Source organism: Bradyrhizobium sp. USDA 4354 (assembly GCF_054060315.1).
The window spans coordinates 1,677,155-1,696,027 of record NZ_JBSSDC010000001.1 but is presented as its reverse complement, the minus strand read 5'-3'; the positions used below and the strand labels follow the sequence as shown (position 1 = coordinate 1,696,027).

At 65.7% G+C, this 18,873-nt stretch carries 14 protein-coding genes, 1 pseudogene and 1 riboswitch; of the genes and pseudogenes, 10 read left to right on the top strand and 5 right to left on the bottom strand.

Translation table 11 applies throughout. The features are described from left to right. Both ACVIIV_RS07960 and ACVIIV_RS07955 read left to right on the top strand, forming a co-directional pair. Nucleotides 1-981, top strand: coding sequence for an NAD(P)H-dependent glycerol-3-phosphate dehydrogenase (locus ACVIIV_RS07960; protein WP_456743699.1), 981 nt, complete (start codon nt 1-3; stop codon nt 979-981). Nucleotides 982-983: 2 nt separating this feature from the next. Then, nucleotides 984-1,397 carry an EVE domain-containing protein gene (locus ACVIIV_RS07955; protein ID WP_456743698.1) on the top strand — a complete coding sequence of 138 codons (414 nt, stop codon included), beginning with the start codon at nt 984-986 and terminating at the stop codon, nt 1,395-1,397. A 124-nt stretch (nt 1,398-1,521) separates the two neighbouring features. Here the strand turns inward: ACVIIV_RS07955 and ACVIIV_RS07950 are convergent, their stop codons facing one another. Beyond that, complete coding sequence (locus ACVIIV_RS07950; RefSeq protein WP_456748685.1) at nt 1,522-2,601, bottom strand: adenylate/guanylate cyclase domain-containing protein; 1,080 nt, start codon at nt 2,599-2,601, stop codon at nt 1,522-1,524. 101 nt (nt 2,602-2,702) lie between these two features. Here ACVIIV_RS07950 and ACVIIV_RS07945 point away from each other — a divergent pair, with 101 nt between their 5' ends. After that, the gene (locus ACVIIV_RS07945) at nt 2,703-3,158 is read left to right on the top strand and encodes an SRPBCC family protein (protein ID WP_456743697.1); all 456 of its coding nucleotides are present in this window, start codon (nt 2,703-2,705) and stop codon (nt 3,156-3,158) included. Between the two features lie 110 nt (nt 3,159-3,268). Here ACVIIV_RS07945 and ACVIIV_RS07940 read toward each other — a convergent pair. Beyond that, nucleotides 3,269-4,436 (bottom strand): annotated as a pseudogene (locus ACVIIV_RS07940) (DNA topoisomerase IB). Nucleotides 4,437-4,837: 401 nt separating this feature from the next. Between ACVIIV_RS07940 and acs the strand changes: the two are divergent. The 3 genes from acs to ACVIIV_RS07925 all read left to right on the top strand — a co-directional run bounded on the left by acs (nt 4,838) and on the right by ACVIIV_RS07925 (nt 9,085). After that, entirely contained in the window at nt 4,838-6,784 is a 1,947-nt protein-coding gene (gene acs, locus ACVIIV_RS07935; RefSeq protein WP_456743696.1) for an acetate--CoA ligase, read from the top strand. 98 nt (nt 6,785-6,882) lie between these two features. Further along, entirely contained in the window at nt 6,883-8,292 is a 1,410-nt protein-coding gene (locus ACVIIV_RS07930; RefSeq protein WP_456743695.1) for a toll/interleukin-1 receptor domain-containing protein, read from the top strand. A 277-nt stretch (nt 8,293-8,569) separates the two neighbouring features. Further along, on the top strand, nt 8,570-9,085 hold the full coding sequence (locus ACVIIV_RS07925) for a L,D-transpeptidase (protein ID WP_456743694.1): 516 nt from the start codon (nt 8,570-8,572) through the stop codon (nt 9,083-9,085). Between the two features lie 52 nt (nt 9,086-9,137). Here ACVIIV_RS07925 and ACVIIV_RS07920 read toward each other — a convergent pair whose 3' ends face one another. Further along, on the bottom strand, nt 9,138-9,728 hold the full coding sequence (locus ACVIIV_RS07920) for a thermonuclease family protein (RefSeq protein ID WP_456743693.1): 591 nt from the start codon (nt 9,726-9,728) through the stop codon (nt 9,138-9,140). Nucleotides 9,729-10,094: 366 nt separating this feature from the next. Next, nucleotides 10,095-10,292, bottom strand: a complete 198-nt coding sequence (locus ACVIIV_RS07915) for a DUF1674 domain-containing protein (protein ID WP_456743692.1) — start codon at nt 10,290-10,292, stop codon at nt 10,095-10,097. Between the two features lie 188 nt (nt 10,293-10,480). On the opposite strand from ACVIIV_RS07915, the gene ACVIIV_RS07910 reads away from it, so the two are divergent. From ACVIIV_RS07910 to purH, 3 genes are all read left to right on the top strand, one after another. Further along, nucleotides 10,481-11,827 (top strand): RsmB/NOP family class I SAM-dependent RNA methyltransferase, encoded by a 1,347-nt coding sequence (locus tag ACVIIV_RS07910; RefSeq protein ID WP_456743691.1) that lies wholly within the window; start codon nt 10,481-10,483, stop codon nt 11,825-11,827. A 157-nt stretch (nt 11,828-11,984) separates the two neighbouring features. Beyond that, the gene (locus ACVIIV_RS07905) at nt 11,985-13,703 is read left to right on the top strand and encodes a heparinase II/III family protein (protein WP_456743690.1); all 1,719 of its coding nucleotides are present in this window, start codon (nt 11,985-11,987) and stop codon (nt 13,701-13,703) included. A gap of 58 nt (nt 13,704-13,761) precedes the next feature. Then, nucleotides 13,762-13,843, top strand: a riboswitch (ZMP/ZTP riboswitch). A 24-nt stretch (nt 13,844-13,867) separates the two neighbouring features. Next, a complete protein-coding gene (gene purH / locus ACVIIV_RS07900) occupies nt 13,868-15,460 on the top strand; it encodes a bifunctional phosphoribosylaminoimidazolecarboxamide formyltransferase/IMP cyclohydrolase (RefSeq protein ID WP_456743689.1) in 1,593 nt (530 codons plus the stop codon). 153 nt (nt 15,461-15,613) lie between these two features. Here purH and ACVIIV_RS07895 read toward each other — a convergent pair whose 3' ends face one another. Beyond that, nucleotides 15,614-16,999, bottom strand: a complete 1,386-nt coding sequence (locus tag ACVIIV_RS07895) for an MFS transporter (protein ID WP_456743688.1) — start codon at nt 16,997-16,999, stop codon at nt 15,614-15,616. Nucleotides 17,000-17,099: 100 nt separating this feature from the next. Between ACVIIV_RS07895 and ggt the strand changes: the two genes are divergently transcribed. Further along, a complete protein-coding gene (gene ggt / locus ACVIIV_RS07890; protein WP_456743687.1) occupies nt 17,100-18,851 on the top strand; it encodes a gamma-glutamyltransferase in 1,752 nt (583 codons plus the stop codon). Nucleotides 18,852-18,873 lie beyond the last annotated feature (22 nt).

Sequence of the window (18,873 nt, the reverse complement as noted above, 5' to 3'; positions counted from 1 at the left end):
ATGACCGCGCTGCAATCCGTCGCGGTGATCGGCGCGGGCGCCTGGGGGACGGCGCTGGCGACGGTGGCGGCACGGGCAGGGCGAAGCGTCACGCTCTGGGCCCGCAATGCGGAACATGCCGCGCGGATCGCGTCGACCCGCGATAATCCGCGACTGCCTGGCGTGCAGCTTGCTCCGGACATTGTCGTGACGAGCGATCTGGCGCTTGCCGCGCGTGCGGACATGCTGCTGATTGCAACACCGGCGCAACATATGCGCGGCACCGTCAACATCCTGGCATCGCATCTGGCAAAGGCGAAACCGATCGTCGCCTGCGCCAAGGGCATCGAGCACGGCACCCACAAGTTCATGACCGACGTGATCGCCGAGGCCGCGCCGCACGCGCAGCCGGCGATCCTGTCGGGCCCGAGCTTTGCCGACGACGTCGCGCGTGGCCTGCCGACGGCAGTGACGCTGGCGGCAAGCGATGAGGCGTTGGCCAGCAGCCTGGTGCAGGCGCTGGGCTCGCCGACATTCCGCCCCTATCACTCCACCGACATCCGCGGCGTCGAGATCGGCGGCGCTGCCAAGAACGTGCTGGCGATCGCGGTCGGCATCGCGGTCGGACGCAAGCTCGGCGCCTCCGCCCAGGCTGCGCTCACGACCCGCGGCTTTGCCGAGCTGACGCGCCTCGGCCGCGCGCTCGGCGCGCGCAGCGAGACGCTCACCGGCCTGTCCGGTCTCGGCGATCTCATTCTGACCTGCTCGAGCCCGCAATCGCGCAACTTCGCGCTCGGCCTCGCACTTGGCCGCGGCGAGCAGCCTCCCGCCGGCAAGCTCGCCGAGGGCGAGTTCACGGCACCTGTGCTGATCGAACTCGCCGCTTCGCAAGACATCGAGTTGCCGGTATCGGAAGCGGTCGCGTCGATCCTGAGCGGCCGAAGCACGATTGATGCCGCGATCTCGGGGCTGATGACGCGCCCCTTCAAGGCAGAGGAGTAAGCATGGCGTACTGGCTCGTGAAATCCGAACCGTCGGCGTGGTCCTGGGACCAGCAGGTTGCGAAGGGCGCCAAGGGCGAGGCCTGGACCGGCGTGCGCAATTTCACCGCGCGCCAGAACCTCGTGAACATGAAGAAGGGCGACAAGGCGTTCTTCTATCATTCCAACGAGGGCAAGGAGATCGTGGGGATCGCCGAGATCATCAAGGAGGCCTATCCCGATCCGACCGACAAGACCGGCAAATTCGTCTGCGTCGACATCAGGGCCGACAAGCCCTTGAAGACGCCGGTGACGATGGCCGCGGTCAAGGCCGAGAAGAAGCTCGCCGACATGGCCCTGGTGAAATATTCGCGCCTGTCGGTGCAGCCGGTGACAGCAGAGGAGTGGAAGCTCGTCTGCAAGATGGGCGGGGTTTAGGAGCAAGCTGCCGTAGTGCAGTAGTTTTGTAGGGTGGGCAAAGCGCAGCGTGCCCACCATTCAGGATGAAAGCTCGCGGTTTGAATGGTGGGCACGGCGCGCGAAGAGCGCGCCTTTGCCCACCCTACAGGTCCGGTAACGCAAACACCTCGCACGGGGCGGCAATGCCGCGCAGCGAATGTGATCCGAGCGCAACGAGCGGCATTTCCGTCTCGGCAGCGAGTGCGCCCGACACCAGCACCGTCCGGCCCAGCGGCTTGCACAATCCCTCGAGCCGGCTGGCGAGATTGACGGCGGGACCGATCGCGGTGAAGTCGAGCCGGTTGGCGGCGCCGATATTGCCCCACAGCATCTCACCGAGATGGAGTGCGGCACCAAACGACAATGGCGGCAGCCCCTGCGCGCTGCGCTCAGCATTGAGATACGCCATCCCGGCTTCGGCCGCGCTCGCCGCGCGCAGAGCAGCATCACAGGCGCGGCGCGGGGATGCCTCGACCACCGGAAAGATCGCGAGGACGCCGTCGCCGATGAATTTCAGCACCTCGCCGTCAAAGGCGTGAACCGCACCGGCGATGCGATCGAACCAGGCGTCGAGCGCCGCGATGACCTGGGCCGGTGGTGAGGTTTCCGACAAGCTCGTGAAATTGCGCAAATCCGCATAGAGCAGCGCGGCCTGGATGGTCTCGCCGATATCGCGCCGCAAGGGCGCCGCCAGCACCCGCTCCGCGCTGCGCTCGCCGAGATAAGCATCCAGCGTCGCCCGCAATGTGGCGCGCGCGGCGAGCGCGGCAAGAGGCGTCGCCACGAAGCGAGCAGCCTGGCGCAGTTGCTCGATGTCATGCGCGGTGAACGGACGCGGCCCGATCCAGCCGAGTTGCGGTCCATTGGGCCTGCCGACGATGTCTTCGTGCACCTCGCCGCGCGCGATGTCGCGCAGCCAGCGGCGGCCGGCATCGTTCGGCGGGTCTGGCGCCAGCCCGCCAGGCGCGAAGCCGAGCGCTTCGATCACCTGACCGCTGTCGGCACGCCATAGCCACGTCCGCTTCGCGATCAGCGGATGCGGTACCTCCAACGTCAGGGCGCCCGCGGCAAGCGGCACGCCGTCGGCGATCAGATGCGCGCCGAGTTCCGCGAGCAGGCGGTCGGCCCCGGGACAATCCGAGGCGGCATCGACGAGCCAGGCGAGGGTCGAGGAGAGCTGCATGGCCCGATGATGACGAAGCCGAGCCGTCTTTGTCACGGGCAATCCTTGACGGACGCAAGCGGTGCCGCCATGTCCCAGGGTCAATCCAGGGATGATCGCCAATGGCCGAGCCGTTCATCGTGCGACGCGAGACCCAGATCGCGGCCCCGCGCGCCACCGTCTTCGCTTACCTGACCGACCCGGAGAAAATCCTGAGCTGGATGGGCTCCGGCGCGACCACGGAACCACATCCAGGCGGGCTCTATCTGCTGAAGGGTGTCGGCCCGCGTGGCGGCGTCGCCCGCGGCGCGTTCCGCGAGGTCGTGCCTGTGCATCGCCTGGCCTACACGTTCGGTTGGGAGGGCGGCCAGGAAGTGCCGCCCGGCTCGAGCCTGATCGAGATCGACCTGATCGAGCGCGACGGCGGCACGCTGCTGCGCATGACCCATAGCGGCCTGCCGAGCGAGGCGCAGGCCGCCGCGCATGCGACGGGATGGGCGCATTATCTGGAGCGGCTCACGACCGCAGCCGCAGGCGGCGATCCCGGTCCCGACAGGGGCGTCTCGGACAAGACGTAGCTCTTGTAGGGTGGGCAAAGCGAAGCGTGCCCACCACTCAGAACGAAAGTTCGGATTAGATGGTGGGCACGGCGCTTCGCGCCTTGGCCTACCCTACGGCAGCACGACCGTTACACCGCTGCGGTCGCCACCACCTGCGCCAGCAGCTGCTCGCGCCTTGCCTGCGAGCGCTGGCCCTTCATGGTCGCGGCGAAGCGCTCGAGGATGCCGTCTTCGAACGCGGTGACGATGGTGTCGTGGACGTAGCTCTTGCGGCAGATCGCCGGCGTGTTGGAGAGCTTGTCGGCGGCGGCGCGGATTGCATCCAGCACCTGCTTCTTGCGGCCGCGCTGGGCTGGTCGCCGGCGTGATCCGCGACAGCGATTCCACCACGACGGCGGACGCCATCAGCGTACGAAAATCCTTCAGCGAGATCTTGATGCCGGCGATCTCGCGCAGAAACGCATTCACCTGCGTGGTGTTGACCGCGCGCACGATGTCGTAGGCATCGCGATACTGGAACATGCGTTTGCCGGGAACGCCCTGCAAAATGCCGATGGCGCGCACCAGCTTGGCCGCGTCGCACTCCTTACGCACCGCCTTGCCGCCCTTTGCCTTGAAGGTCAGCACGAAGCTGTCGTCTTCCAGCGTGACGTTGGATTTCAGCAGCGTGGTGGCGCCGCGGGTACCGTTGAGGCGGGCGTAGGATTCGTTGCCCGGACGGATCGCGGTGCGCGCGATCAGCTCGATCACCGCCGAGAGCGCGAACTCGCGCGTCGGCTCGTCCCCCGACAGGAACGCCGAGACCTTGCGCCGGATTTTTGGCAGCGCGCCGACGAGCTTCTCCAGGCGATGCGCCTTGCGGTGCTCGCGGACCTTCTCCCAATCGGCGTGATAGCGATATTGCAGCCGGCCCGCGGCATCGCGGCCCACGGCCTGAAGGTGCGAGTTGGGATCGGCGGAGTAGCGCACCTCGCGATAGGCCGGCGGCACCGCCATCGCGTGCAGCCGGCGGATGGTGCGGGCATCACGGATGTGCGCGCCATTGGGACGGACGAAGGAGTAGCCCTTGCCGCGCTTGATACGGCGGATGGTCAGCTCGTTCTGGTCGCCGATCCGCAGACCGAGCTCCTTAGCGAGCGCCTCGACCGTCGCGGGCGCCGTGTCGAACGTCCTTTTGGGGCTCAGACGCCTGAAAGGGGCCGGTTTCGGCCATTGTCCGAGGGCCTTGGCGAGGGCAATGGCTGCAGGATCGGCTGAAGCGGGCCGCATCGTCCCGAAATTCTGCTGATCCATCATAGTCTTATGCCTTTAGCCCTGTCTGTTATCGATCAATGCTGTTGTTCTGATTTTTGTTCCGAGGGGTCGCTTTGGACCCGGGTTGGCCATTTAGGGTGTTCCGAACCGTATTGCGAGTCCCGAATCAGTGAGAAGAGGTTTCTAAATACCTCCGTTGACGCATGAGGCTCTGCGCCGGGCTGTTCCGGGCAAGCGGGTACACAGCCCGAAAGGCGCCCGCGGGCCTGTTTCAGATCTGCGACAGTCGCAGCAGGTGGCCTTGATCCTCCGCATGGCCGGCAGCCCGCCGAAGGTCCAGCTTGTGCTCCTTGTCGGGTCCGGCTAGCCCGACGCATAATCAGTCAATGATCAAGTCGGCTCGCCGATCGCTGCCGTTCGGCCTGCCGTATGTGGAGGGAAGCATGTCCGAGAAGATCTACGACGTCCCCGCGGAGTGGGCGAAACGCGCCTGGGTCGACCAGGCCAAGTACAAGGAGATGTACGCCCGCTCGATCTCGGACCCGAACGGTTTCTGGGCGGAGCAGGCCAAGCGCATCGACTGGATGAAGGCGCCGACGAAAATCGAGAACGTCTCGTTCGCGCCCGGCAACATCTCGATCAAATGGTTCGAGGACGGCGTCCTCAACGTCGCGCATAACTGCATCGACCGGCATCTGCCTGCGCGCGCCAATCAGACCGCGATCATCTGGGAAAGCGACGATCCCTCGCAGTCAAAGCACATCACCTACAAGGAGTTGCACGACGAGGTCTGCCGGATGGCCAACATCCTGCGCACCCGCAACGTCAAGAAGGGCGACCGCGTCACCATCTACCTGCCGATGATTCCCGAAGCCGCCTATGCGATGCTGGCCTGCGCACGCATCGGCGCGATCCACTCCGTGGTGTTCGCGGGCTTCTCGCCGGACAGCCTCGCCCAGCGCATCAATGACTGCCAATCCAAGGTCATCATCACCGCGGACGAAGGCCTGCGCGGCGGCAAGAAGGTGCCGCTGAAAGCCAATGTCGACGCGGCGCTCGCCAAGACGGACGGCGTCGACTGGGTCGTCGTGGTCAAGCACACCGGCGGCAAGGTCGACATGAACCCGACGCGCGACCTCTGGTACCACGAGGCGGCGGCGATGGTGACGACCGAATGCCCGCTCGAGCACATGCACGCCGAGGATCCGCTGTTCATCCTCTACACCTCGGGCTCGACCGGCCAGCCCAAGGGCGTGCTGCACACCACGGGCGGCTATCTCGTCTATGCCGCGATGACGCATCAATACGTCTTCGACTATCACGACGGCGATATCTACTGGTGCACCGCCGACGTCGGCTGGGTCACCGGCCACAGCTACATCCTCTACGGGCCGCTGGCCAACGGGGCGACCACGCTGATGTTCGAAGGCGTGCCGAACTATCCTGACAATTCGCGCTTCTGGAACGTCATCGACAAGCACAAGGTCAACATCTTCTACACCGCGCCGACTGCGATCCGCGCACTGATGCAGGGCGGCGACGAGCCGGTGAAGAAGACCTCGCGTGCCTCGCTTCGCCTGCTCGGCTCGGTCGGCGAGCCCATCAATCCCGAAGCCTGGGAGTGGTATCACCGCGTCGTCGGCGACGACCGCTGCCCGATCGTCGACACCTGGTGGCAGACCGAGACCGGCGGCATCCTGATCACGCCGCTGCCGGGCGCGACCAAGCTGAAGCCGGGCTCGGCGACGCAGCCGTTCTTCGGCGTGGTGCCTGAAATCGTCGATGCCGACGGCAAGGTGCTGGAAGGCGAGACCACGGGCAATCTGTGCCTGACGCGGTCCTGGCCCGGCCAGATGCGCACGGTCTATGGCGATCACGCCCGCTTCGAGCAGACCTATTTCTCGACCTACAAGGGCAAGTATTTTACGGGCGACGGCTGCCGCCGCGATGCCGACGGCTATTACTGGATCACCGGCCGCGTCGACGACGTCATCAACGTCTCCGGCCACCGCATGGGTACGGCCGAAGTCGAGAGCGCGCTGGTCGCGCATGAGAAGGTGTCGGAGGCCGCCGTGGTCGGCTTCCCGCACGACATCAAGGGCCAGGGGATCTACGCCTATGTCACCCTGATGGCCGGCGTGCAGCCGACCGAGGATCTGCGCAAGGAGCTCGTCACCTGGGTGCGCAAGGAGATCGGCCCGATCGCCTCGCCGGACCAGATCCAGTTCGCACCCGGCCTACCCAAAACCCGCTCCGGCAAGATCATGCGCCGCATCCTGCGCAAGATCGCCGAAGACGAGCCGGGAAGCCTGGGCGACACGTCGACCCTCGCCGATCCCGCCGTGGTCGACGACCTCGTCAAGAACCGGCAGAACCGGAAGTCGGCGTAAGTCATCGGCGTCATTCCGGGACGATGCGTGAGCATCGAATCCGAACGTCGTAATTCTGAACTTCATGACGGGGCCACGCTTGCGTGGCCCCGTCGTCTTTGGCCCACCTCGTCACCAATCCTGCAATGTTGCTCGCGAAAGATTCCCGGATTAACCTGAAGTTGTTATTCCAGGACGATTATTCGAGGGCTGGGTGCTTGGCCGATATCTTTTTCAGCTATGCCAAGGTTGATCGCGCGCAGATCGAGCCCATCATTCACGCGCTCGAAGCCGAGTGGACGGTATGGTGGGACGACGATCTTCAGATCGCAAGATCCTTCAGCGAGGAGATCGAGGAAGAGCTGAATAGAGCGTCATGCACGATTGTCGCGTGGTCGAAAGCCTCGACGAAATCCAAATACGTTTTTGACGAAGTCGGACTCGCCAATGACGCGGGCAAGCTCGTTCCGATTTCCCTGGACGGCGCCAAGCCTCCGCTCGGTTTCCGCGGTATTCAGACAGGCGATTTTTCGAAATGGCAAGGCGATCGCAGCGCGCCGGAGTTCATGAAGCTTCGTCAAGCGATTCAACTGAAAGTGGGAGTTCAGCCAGCTCCAACCAGGTCGACGTCATCGGCTGCCAACGAACTTCCCGGTTCGACCAGCCCCGGACCTGTACAAGAGCGACAGCCTGGAGCTGAGCCTGAACCCTTAACGGGACCGGCCGGGGGAAAGCCAAGATCATTTCAGGGTTGGTTGATCGCGTTGGCAATGGCAATGGCAGCAAGTGTCGCAGTCATCATCGTCATGCTAAATTGGCCGCCAGCAGGCCGCCCCTCTCTACCTGACGCGACTCCGACGCCGAGTCCTACGGCCACAACGACGGCGACTGCTTTCAATGGAATCGCGATCTACCTGCACACCAAACGTCCTCAGCAGCAGATCGATGACCTTTCTGCGAAGCTGCGCGAGGCCGGCTTTGAGCAGGTCCGTCCTGATGGTGACGTCGACAACGACAACAAGCCGGACAGCGTATCGCCACGCTCGGGGGTTGATTACCGCGCGGGGGATGCGAAGAGTCTTGCTGCCGCCACCAAGGTCGCTCAGATCACCAACGAGTTGCTCGGTACCGGCATCAAGCCGCGGCCGCAGACGATGGAAGCCAACAAGCTCGGCATCTGGCTGCCATATCGGGGCGACTACACCGCCTCTCTCGTATTTGCCGGCGACTTCAACCGCGACCGCGACATCAGGCCGTTCGCGCGCGAGGTGGGCGCGCTAGGCTGGAAATGGCAGGAGCCGACGGCCGGCGGTGGCACCAGGAACGAGGCGGCGGCGCGGATGTGCGAGGTGCGGTATGGGTCCCCGTCCGACCGCCCGTTCGCCGAGCTGCTGGCCAAGGACATCACAGGCATCGCCGCTCCTGCCGGAGCCACACGCGTTGCGCCTGGTGGGGTGAGCGTCAAGGTCGATTCCAGCGTCGCCGCGAGCAGTCTGCAGATCTGGATCGGCTCCGGAATCTGCAAGTAGCAGCCGGCCGCGCGTCCTAAACCGGTCCTCTCCAGTATCTCGCCGCGCGGATGGGCAGGACCGGAAACACCTGCCCGGCATCTTTCCCGCCGAGTGTTGTTTTCAGGTTATTTACTTTATTTGGAACATTTCCTTTGTTCCCACCGCTGGCTGGCCCTCGGCGGCCGTGTGTGGAAACCATCCGGTTAACGGGCGCGGTTAAGATTGTCGGGACGAGCGGGCAATTGCCGGGTTTTGCGTAGATTTGGACGACCCGTTCGGGGCAAGGGAAAGATTGATGTCGATGAGGATTGCGGTGGCGCTGGCTGCCACCATCGGGGCAGGGATCTTGATGTCGACCGCGGCCGAGGCGCGGCCGGAAATGGTGGGGACGCGTCTGGCCGACTATTCGCCGGGCACCATCGTGGTCAAAACCAACGAGCGCAAACTCTATCTCATTCTCGATAACGGCCATGCCGTGCGTTATCCGGTCGGCGTCGGCAAGGCCGGCAAGCAGTGGGCCGGCACGACGAAGATCGACGGCAAGTATCTCAATCCGGCCTGGGCGCCGCCCGCCGAGGTGAAGCGCGACAAGCCGAATATCCCCGACGTCATTCCGGGCGGCTCGCCGCGCAACCCGATGGGCGTTGCGGCGATGACGCTCGCCGGCGGTGAATACGCCATCCACGGCACCAATGTGCCGGGCTCGATCGGCGGCTTCGTCTCCTATGGCTGCATCCGCATGCTCAACGACGATATCACCGATCTCTATGGCCGCGTCTCCGTCGGCACGACGGTGGTCGTGACGCGCTGATCGCCTGAACCAGTCGAGATGAAAAGCCGCGTCTTTCGACGCGGCTTTTTTGTTACCAGAAGCGCCAGCCGCGCGCGCACCAGCCGTCGCGATGGCCGCCATTGTAGCTGCGCACAAAGCCGCCGGAGAGCAACGCCGCCGAGACGTTCGCAGTCTGCCGGGTCGAGACGTCGGCGAGAACGCGGCCGTATTTGTCGGGGCCGAGATTGGTGATGGTCACGCCGCCCTGGCCGAGCAGGTCGTGCAATGCGCGGGCCGCAGCTTCGGCCTTGTCCAGCTCCGCCTGGCAGGACGCCTTCAGCTCGGGCGCATCGATGCCGCGCAGCCGGATGCGCACGACGGGATCGCGGCCCTCGCGCTGGCGAACACGCGCCAGAAAGGTGTCGCCGTCAACGGTGCGGATGACGTCGACCGGACGGCGGACGTCGGGATGGCCGGCCTGCTGCAAGATGATCTCGGCGTCCTGCGCGCGGTCGTCGGCCGCATGCGGCAGGGGCCAGTTCGTTCCGTGACGAAAGGCGAGCACGATCGCCGCCGCCACGCCGACCACGAACATCCACGGCAGGAGGCCCGAGAATTGGCGGCGGAACGGAGAACCGTTGAACGACGACTGATGAGGATTGATACGGCCGCGGGAACGCATCGTTCCACGCTAGAGCTGAGTCGGGCAGCCTCGCAAGCGCGGACGTGGGCGATCCAGGGAGGCAATGGTGGGGTCATTCAGGTTTCGTATTGGAGCCCAGCTCGGCATCGTAACGGGCGTTAGCGTCGTGCTGTTTGGCGGCATGCGGGCGACCAGATGCTCGAGATCGTGCAGGAGCTGATGGCATCGCGCACCTCCGAACGACAGGGGCGCATGATCGACCGGGACAGCTCCGCATCGATGGAGCGTGCGTCCCGGTCGTTGCGCCGACGACATCGTTGCCGCGAGCGCGCGGATGTCCTGGTACACGCTTCGCGCCTGCCTCTCCGGCAAGCAAGCGAGAGAGGTTAAGCAAGAGCGGGAGCGTCAGAAGTCGGAGGCGATGCCTTTAGTTTCCCAATCGCCGTAGCGGGTGGGCTCGGGTCCCTTCGGTCCCTGGAGCTCCTTCGGCCGCGCTTTGGCCTCCGCGGCCGCAGCCTGCCGACGCGCTTCGGCCTCGGCCAGCGCGCGCTGGGCAGCCGGCGATAGCGGCTTGCGGGCGGGAACGGGAGACTGGTCACTCATCGCCGGTCTTTCTAGCGCAGGACCGGGCGCAACGCGATGCCCAATCACGCATTGCTGAAATCGGCCCAAAGGGCTGAAAAACCCGCAAGCGATTCTTACATTTGGCATATTCGCGTGCCAGAGATCGCCTTCTCAAGGCATGCGCCCTTTGCGGCGGAACTGCCGCTCGCTCAGAACCTTGCTTCCGCATGCCTTCTCAACGTTTCGTCCCTCCATCCGAAGTGCCTGGTCTTGCGGCACGGCGGATTGCCGCCGACATCGTCGACGGCGTGCTGCACAAGCACCGCACGCTTGACGACCAGCTCGACGGCAGCGGCGCTCATCCCGGACTGAAGACGCTGGCCGACCGCGACCGCGCGCTGATGCGACGCCTCGTCGCCACGGTGCTGCGCCGGCTCGGCACGCTTGGCCATGTGCTGTCCCGTCTGCTCGACAAGGGCATTCCCTCCGATGCGCCGCGCGCGCAGAGCGCGCTCCTGATCGGCGCCGCCCAGATCCTTTGGATGGACGTGCCGGATCACGCCGCGGTCGATCTCTCCGTCCGCCTCGTGCAATCCGACCGCCGCGCCGCGCGCTATGCCGGCCTCGTCAACGCCGTGCTGCGCCGCTGTGCGCGCGAGGGCAAGGCGCTGGTCGAGGAAGTTGCGACGCAATCGCTGGATCTGCCGCCATGGCTGCTCGCGCGCTGGAGCGCGCATTATGGCGAGGCGACCGCACGAGACATGGCACTGGCGCTCGGCCACGAGCCCTCGCTCGATCTGACGGTGAAGTCGGATCCCGCACAATGGGCGAGCCGCCTGCACGGCGAGACACTGCCGACGGGAACGGTGCGGATGCTGCTGCATGGTTCGGTGACCATGCTGCCCGGCTTCGCCGAAGGACAATGGTGGGTACAGGACGCCGCCGCCGCGTTGCCCGCCCGGCTGTTCGGCGACGTCAAAGGCAAGTCCATTGCCGATCTCTGCGCCGCCCCCGGCGGCAAGACCGCGCAGCTGGCGCTATCAGGCGCGCGTGTCACGGCCATCGACCGCTCGCCCGCGCGGGTGGCGCGTTTGCGCGAAAACCTGGCGCGACTGTCGCTCCAGGCCGAGACTGTCGTCGCTGACGCCGTGGAATGGGCCGGCCCGGCCGAGGCCTTCGACGGTATCCTGATCGACGCGCCCTGTACCTCGACCGGCACGATCCGCCGTCATCCCGACGTGGCATGGCTGCGGCAGGAATCCGACATCGCCGCCCTGGCCGCGCTCCAGCAGCGATTGCTGCGAAAATCGGTGTCGCTGCTCAAGCCGCGCGGAACGCTGGTCTATTGCACCTGTTCGCTGGAACCTGAGGAGGGCGAGCAGGCCGTGGCTGCACTGCTCGCCGACGAGCCTGCGCTTCGCCGCGTTCCGATCAAGCCATCGGAGGTCGCGGGCCTCGACGAAATCCTCAACCGGGACGGCGACCTTCGCACCCTGCCCTGCCATCTGCCGAATGCCGATCCCAAGCTCGGCGGCCTCGACGGATTTTTCGCAGCCCGGCTCGTTAAATCCTGATTTTGCACTGGATTTTGCGACCACGACGCTGATTCGCGCCGTTCAAGGTGGTGTCAGACGTCCGATTTTGGGATTAATAAGGATTCGTCACTGATCCTCTCCCCCATCAAGGCAAGGCGTGTCGGTCGCTCAACGCAGACGTATCTCGACGCTGGTCATGAACCGCTTCGCGCGGAACATGCTCGCGCGCGCGAGCGGCGGTTCCGTTGCGTTGTCGCGGGTCTGGCCCGGCCGCACCGACCGGCTGATCATCGCGCCGCATGACCTGCGCACGGCAGATGCGACCCGCGCCGCCGAGATCTATGCCGGCCGCTTCGTCTTCGCCGGCAAGATCGTCAATTGCCACGGCCGTTCGATCTTCGATCTCGAGCCGCCGTCGGAGGATTGGGAGGTTGCGTTGCTCGGCTTCGGCTGGCTGCGTCATCTGCGCGCCGCCGACACTGCGCTGACGCGGGCGAATGCGCGCGCGCTGATCGAGGACTGGATCTCGAATCCCGCCAACAAGCGCCGTCCTGTCGCGCGCCGCGCTGACGTGCTGGCGAGGCGCGTGATCTCGCTGCTCTCGCAAGCGCCGCTGGTGCTGGGCGAGACCGACAACAAGTTCTACCGCCGCTACCTGCGCGCGCTCGCACGCGAGATCCGCTTCCTGCGCTACACCATGGTCGACATTCCGGACGGCGTGCCGAAGCTCCAGGTGCTGATCGCGCTGTGCTATGCCTCCCTGTGTCTCGCCAACCAGACGCGTCACATCCGCAGCGCCTCGAAGAAGCTGTCCGACGAATTGCAGCGGCAGATCCTGCCCGACGGTGGACACATCTCCCGCAACCCGGGCGCGCTGATCGAACTCCTGATCGACCTGCTGCCGCTGCGGCAGACCTTTGCCGCGCGCAACATCGCGCCGCCGCCGGCGCTGCTCAATGCGATCGATCGCATGATGCCGATGCTGCGCTTCTTCCGGCACGGCGACGGCAATTTCGCGCTGTTCAACGGCATGAGCGCGACATCTTCGGACCTGCTCGCCACGCTGCTCGCCTATGATGACACCCACGGCGCGCCGATGGCCAACATGCCGCATACCGGCTTCCAGCGCCTCGATGCCGGCCAGACCACTGTGATCATCGACACCGGCCCGCCGCCGCCGGCCGGGGTCAGCCACGACGCCCATGCCGGCTGCCTGTCGTTCGAACTGTCTTCAGGCATCAGCCGCATCGTCACCAATTGCGGCATGCCGACCACGGGCCGCGACAATTGGCGGCCGTTCGCGCGCAGCACGGCGGCGCATTCGACGCTGACCTATCACGACACCTCCTCATGCCAGTTCGTCGAGATGTCGGCGATGAAACGGCTCCTGCACGGCGCGCCGGTCACCAGCGGTCCCGTCGAGGTCGAGAGTTATCGCGAGGTCGTGCAGAACGGCACGCTGCTCACGACCTCGCATGACGGCTATCTCTCTAAATTCGGCGCGATCCACCGCCGCGTGCTGATGATCGCCAATGACGGCGCGCGCATCGATGGCGAGGACACGCTGTCGCCGCCGCAGGGCGGACGCTTCAAGGGCGCCGATGCCGATTTCGTGCTGCGCTTCCATCTGCATCCAGCGGTGAAGGCGAGCCGGCTGTCGGATGCCCGCGGCGTCATGCTGGTGCTACCGAACCGCGACGTCTGGACCTTTGAAGCATTGGACGACAAGGTCGACCTCGAGGACAGCGTGTTCCTGGCCGGCAATGACGGCCCGCGCCGCACCGCCCAGATCGTGATCCGCCAGGATGCGCGGCAGGCTCCTTCGATCCGCTGGAGCTTTATCCGTTCCACTGCATCGCCGGCGGTGACCAATGCCCGAAGAAACGCGCGGCGCGAGCCGGAACTTCCGCTGTAAGCGCACGAATTCGGCCCCATCTCGTCGTTGTGAAAACGGCCAAAAGCTGCTATCGAGCCCTCGCTCGCGCGACTGGCGACCTTGGATGGAGCACCATCGGGAAGCGCGGGACATAGAAGCCGCGCGCCTGGGCATAGACACTCCCTTAGCAGAGGATCTTGCTCATGACTGACCATCCCCGCCGCGTCACCCGCGCCCTTCTCTCGGTCTCCGACAAGACCGGCCTGATCGAGTTCGCCAAGGCGCTCGCCGCGCATGATGTCGAGCTGGTCTCGACCGGCGGCACCGCGAAAGCGATCGCCGCGGCCGGCCTCAAGGTGAAGGACGTCTCAGACCTCACCGGCTTCCCCGAGATGATGGACGGCCGGGTCAAGACGCTGCATCCGAAGGTCCACGGCGGCCTGCTCGCGATCCGCGACAACAAGGACCATGCCGACGCGATGAAGGCGCACGGCATCGCGCCGATCGATCTGCTCGTCGTCAATCTCTATCCGTTTGAGGCCACCGTCGAGAAGGGCGCCGGCTTCGAAGATTGCATCGAGAACATCGACATCGGCGGACCCGCGATGATCCGCGCCGCCGCAAAGAACCATGACGACGTCGCCGTGGTGGTGGAGGCGCAGGACTACAAGGCCGTGCTCGACGAGCTCGCCGCCAACAACGGCGCGACCACGCTGAAGCTGCGCCGGCGGCTCGCCGCAAAGGCCTATGCGCGCACCGCGGCCTATGACGCCGCGATCTCGAACTGGTTCAACCGCCAGCTCGAGATCGACGCGCCCGACTTCCGCGCTTTCGGCGGCAGACTGATCCAGTCGCTGCGCTACGGCGAGAACCCGCACCAGACCGCGGCGTTCTACGCCACTCCGGACAAGCGTCCGGGCGTCTCGACCGCGCGGCAGCTCCAGGGCAAGGAGCTCTCCTACAACAACATCAACGACACCGATGCGGCCTATGAGTGCATCGGCGAGTTCGACGCCAAGCGCACCGCGGCCTGCGTCATCGTCAAGCACGCCAATCCCTGCGGCGTCGCGGAAGGCTCCAACCTCGTCGAGGCCTATCGCAGGGCGCTGGCCTGCGATTCCACCTCGGCGTTCGGCGGCATCATTGCGATGAACCGTCCGCTCGATGCCGATACCGCGCGCGAGATCACGAAGATCTTCACCGAGGTGATCATCGCACCCGATGCCAGCGAAGAGGCGATCGCCATCATCGGCGGCAAGAAGAACCTGCGCCTGTTGCTCGCCGGCAGCCTGCCCGACCCGCGCGCGCCAGGCCTCACCGCCAAGACGGTCGCCGGCGGCCTGCTGGTGCAGAGTCGCGACAACGCCGTGGTCGATGACATGACCTTCAAGGTCGTGACCAAGCGCGCACCGACCGATGCCGAGATGCGCGACCTGAAATTCGCGTTCCGGGTGGCAAAACACGTCAAGTCCAACACCATCATCTACGCCAAGGATCTCGCCACCGTCGGCATCGGCGCGGGCCAGATGAGCCGGGTGGATTCAGCGCGGATCGCGGCGCGCAAGGCGCAGGATGCAGCCGCCGAGCTGAAGCTCGCCGAGCCGCTCACCAAGGGCTCGGTCGTGGCCTCGGATGCGTTCTTCCCGTTCGCCGACGGCATGCTCGCCTGTATCGAGGCCGGCGCCACCGCCGTGGTACAGCCCGGCGGCTCCATGCGTGACGACGAGGTGATCAAGGCCGCCGACGAGCACGGCATCGCCATGGTGTTCACGGGAACGCGGCACTTCAGGCACTGAGCCAATCAGCGCGCTGCAAGAGCAGCGACGATCCCATCGACTTCGTCATTGCGAGCGTAGCGAAGCAATCCAGAGATATCTCCGCGGGTTGCAATCTGGATTGCTTCGTCGCTTCGCTCCTCGCAATGACGGAGGTGAAATCGCGTAATGCGGCTACTCCCGCACCCGCATCAACAGGCCCAGTCCCGCAACGAAGAACACCACCAGCACGGCCATGCCGGCCTTCTGGCTCGCGGTCACCGCGGTGATCATGCCGATCAGGAGCGGGCCCATGAAGGACGTCACCTTCCCGGTCAATGCGAACAGGCCAAAATACTGCGCGATGCGATCGTTCGGTGCGAGGTGGATCAGCAGCGTGCGGGAGGCGGCCTGCAGCGGGCCACCGGCTGCACCGATCAAGCAGCCCAGCACCAGATAGGCGCGCTCCGCCGCGCTCGAGAACAGGGGAGCGCCTGCTTGCGGCGGCGCGACCTTGACGAACAGGACACTATCCTTGTCGACCAGAAGGATCGCGGCCACCGCCAGCAGCAGGATCAGCAAGCTGCCGGCGATGACGCGCTTCGGTCCGAGACGATCGTCGAGCTTGCCGCCGAGCCACGCGCCGAACGCGCCGGCAACCGCGAGCATGATGCCGAACGTGCCGATCTGGATCGTGTGCCAGCCGAAGGTGCCCGCGGCATAGATGCCGCCGAAGGCGAACAGCGACACCAGACCGTCGGTGTAGATCATGTTGGCGAGCAGGAACGCTGCAAGCGACTTCTGCTTGGGCAAACCTTTGATCGACTGCTTGAGCTCCGACAGGCCCTCGCGCAGCGCCTCGCGCAACGGACGCCTCGCCGGATAATCCGGCGTGAACAGGAACATTGGCGTCACGAAGATGATGAACCACAGCCCGGTCAGCGGCCCGGCGGCCCGGTCGCCCTGATGAGTGACGGGATCGAGCCCGAACAATGGCGTCAAGCCGAGCAGCGTGCGGCCGGTCTCGGGATTGGCGGCGAGCAAGCCGAGCACGATGATCAGGCTGACGATGCCGCCAATGTAGCCCGTGGCCCAGCCGGTGCCGGAGAGCCGGCCGATCCGTTCCGGCGGCACCAGGGTCGGCATCATCGCATTGTTGAAGACGGTGGCGAACTCGGCGCCGACGCTGGCAAGCGCCACCGCGGTGAGCAGCGACGGAATGACGGCGTAATCGCCGGGCTTGCCGATCCATAGCGTGCAGGACGCCAGCACCAGCACCGCGCCGAAGCCTGCGATCCATGGCTTCCTGCGGCCGGCCGCGTCGGCGACGGCCCCCAGCACCGGCGACAGCAGCGCGATCGCAAGGCCCGCCGCGGCCATCGCAAAGGCCCACAGCGACTGGCCGGTGGCGGGATTTGGCGCAACGCTGGTCGCGAAATAGGGCGCGAACACGAAGGTCGTGATCAGCGTGAAATAGGGCTGCGCGGCCCAGTCGAAGAAGATCCAGCTGACGACGGCGGCGCGCGGCGGGTAGATCCGCTGCGCGCTGGCCATGCGCACATCCGGGGCGATCGTCGTCATCACGCAGTCCTCATCACGAACAGTTTTGCCTCTCCTGGAGCAAACCGTATAGCATTGCCGCGAGGCGTGTGAACTGGCCCGAGGCCGCGGCGGAAGTTTGATGATGTCATCATATTCGACACGGCGGACATTCTTCGCCTTCATGGCCACTCTGGCGCTTGGTCTCGCGCCTGCGGCCGCTCAGGATGCGCGGAGGGGTTATGTCCCGCCCGCACGCGACATGGTGCGCGCCGTCGCCGCCGAGCACGGCATGGTGGTGGCGCAGGAGAAGATCTCCGCGCAGATCGGCGCCGACATCCTGCGGCGCGGCGGCAACGCGGTCGATGCTGCGGTCGCGACCGGCTTTGCGATGGCGGTGACCTACCCGCGTGCCGGCAATATCGGCGGCGGCGGCTTCATGGTGATTCATTCCGCCGATCGCAATGAAGACATCACGATCGACTATCGCGAGACCGCGCCAGCCGCGACCACGCCGCAGATCTTCCTCGGCGCCGACGGCAAGCCTGACGCGACGAAGTCGCGGGATTCCGCGCTTGGCGTCGGCGTGCCCGGCACCGTCGCGGGCCTGGCGCTGGCTCTGGACAAATACGGCTCGGGCCAGTTCACGCTGGCGCAACTGCTCGCGCCCGCGACCGCGCTCGCACGCGATGGCTTCATCGTCAGCGACGACATTGCCGATACGCTGCCCACCTGGCACCGGCGGCTGGCACGCTGGCCTTCCTCGGCCAAGATCTTCTCGCGATCCGATGGCACGCCGCTGGGCGAAGGCGACCGGCTGGTGCAGGGCGATCTCGCCGAAACACTGTCCGCCGTCGCCGCGCTGGGGCCGCGCGGCTTCTATGAGGGGCCGGTCGCGGAGAAACTCGCCAAGGCCGTGACCGACGCCGGCGGGATCATGACGCCAGCCGACCTCAAGGCCTATCAGCCGGTCATCCGCGCGCCGGTGCGCGGCACCTATCGCGGCTATGACATCGTCTCGATGCCGTTGCCATCGTCCGGCGGGGTGGTGCTGATCGAGACGCTCAACATCCTCGAAGGCTTTCCTCTTGCCGATTTGAACCAGGGATCGGCGGCGTCGCTGCATCTCTTGATCGAGGCCATGAAGCGCGCCTACGCCGACCGCGCCCGCTATCTCGGTGATCCCGCCTTCGTCAATGCACCGATCGAGACCCTCATCGCGAAGGACTATGCCGCCAAGCTGCGCGCGGGCATTTCTGCCGAACGCGCCACGCCCTCGAAGGAACTCGTGTCTGCTTCTGCCGCGCCGCGTGAGGGCAGCAACACCACGCATTTTTCCGTGGTCGATGCCCGCGGCAATGCCGTCAGCAACACTTACACGCTGAACTTCAGCTATGGCGTCGGTCTCGTTGCCGACGGCACCGGCGTGCTGCTCAACAACGAACTCGACGATTTCACCGCGGCAGTCGGCGCTTCCAATGCCTATGGCCTCGTCGGCTTCGAGGCAAACCTGCCCGGACCCGGCAAACGGCCACTCTCGTCGATGTCGCCGACCATCGTGCTGAGGGACGGCAAGCCGGTGCTGGTGACGGGCTCGCCCGGGGGCAGCCGCATCATCTCGACGGTGCTTCAGGTGATCGTGAACGTTCTCGACTACAAGATGGATGTTGCGGCCGCCGTCGCGACACCGCGGCTGCATCATCAATGGCTGCCGGATGAGGTGCGCGTCGAGCGCGGCTTCCCCGACGACGTGCTGCTCGAGCTGAAGGCGATGGGCCACCCCATCGTCGAGCCGATGGGACAGACGTCGGCCAACTCGATTCTCGTGACGCCAACCGGCCCCCTCGGCGCGCCCGATCCGCGCACGCGCGGCGCGGAGGCGGCGGGGCAGTAACCTGCTCCCGGAATGATGGGGT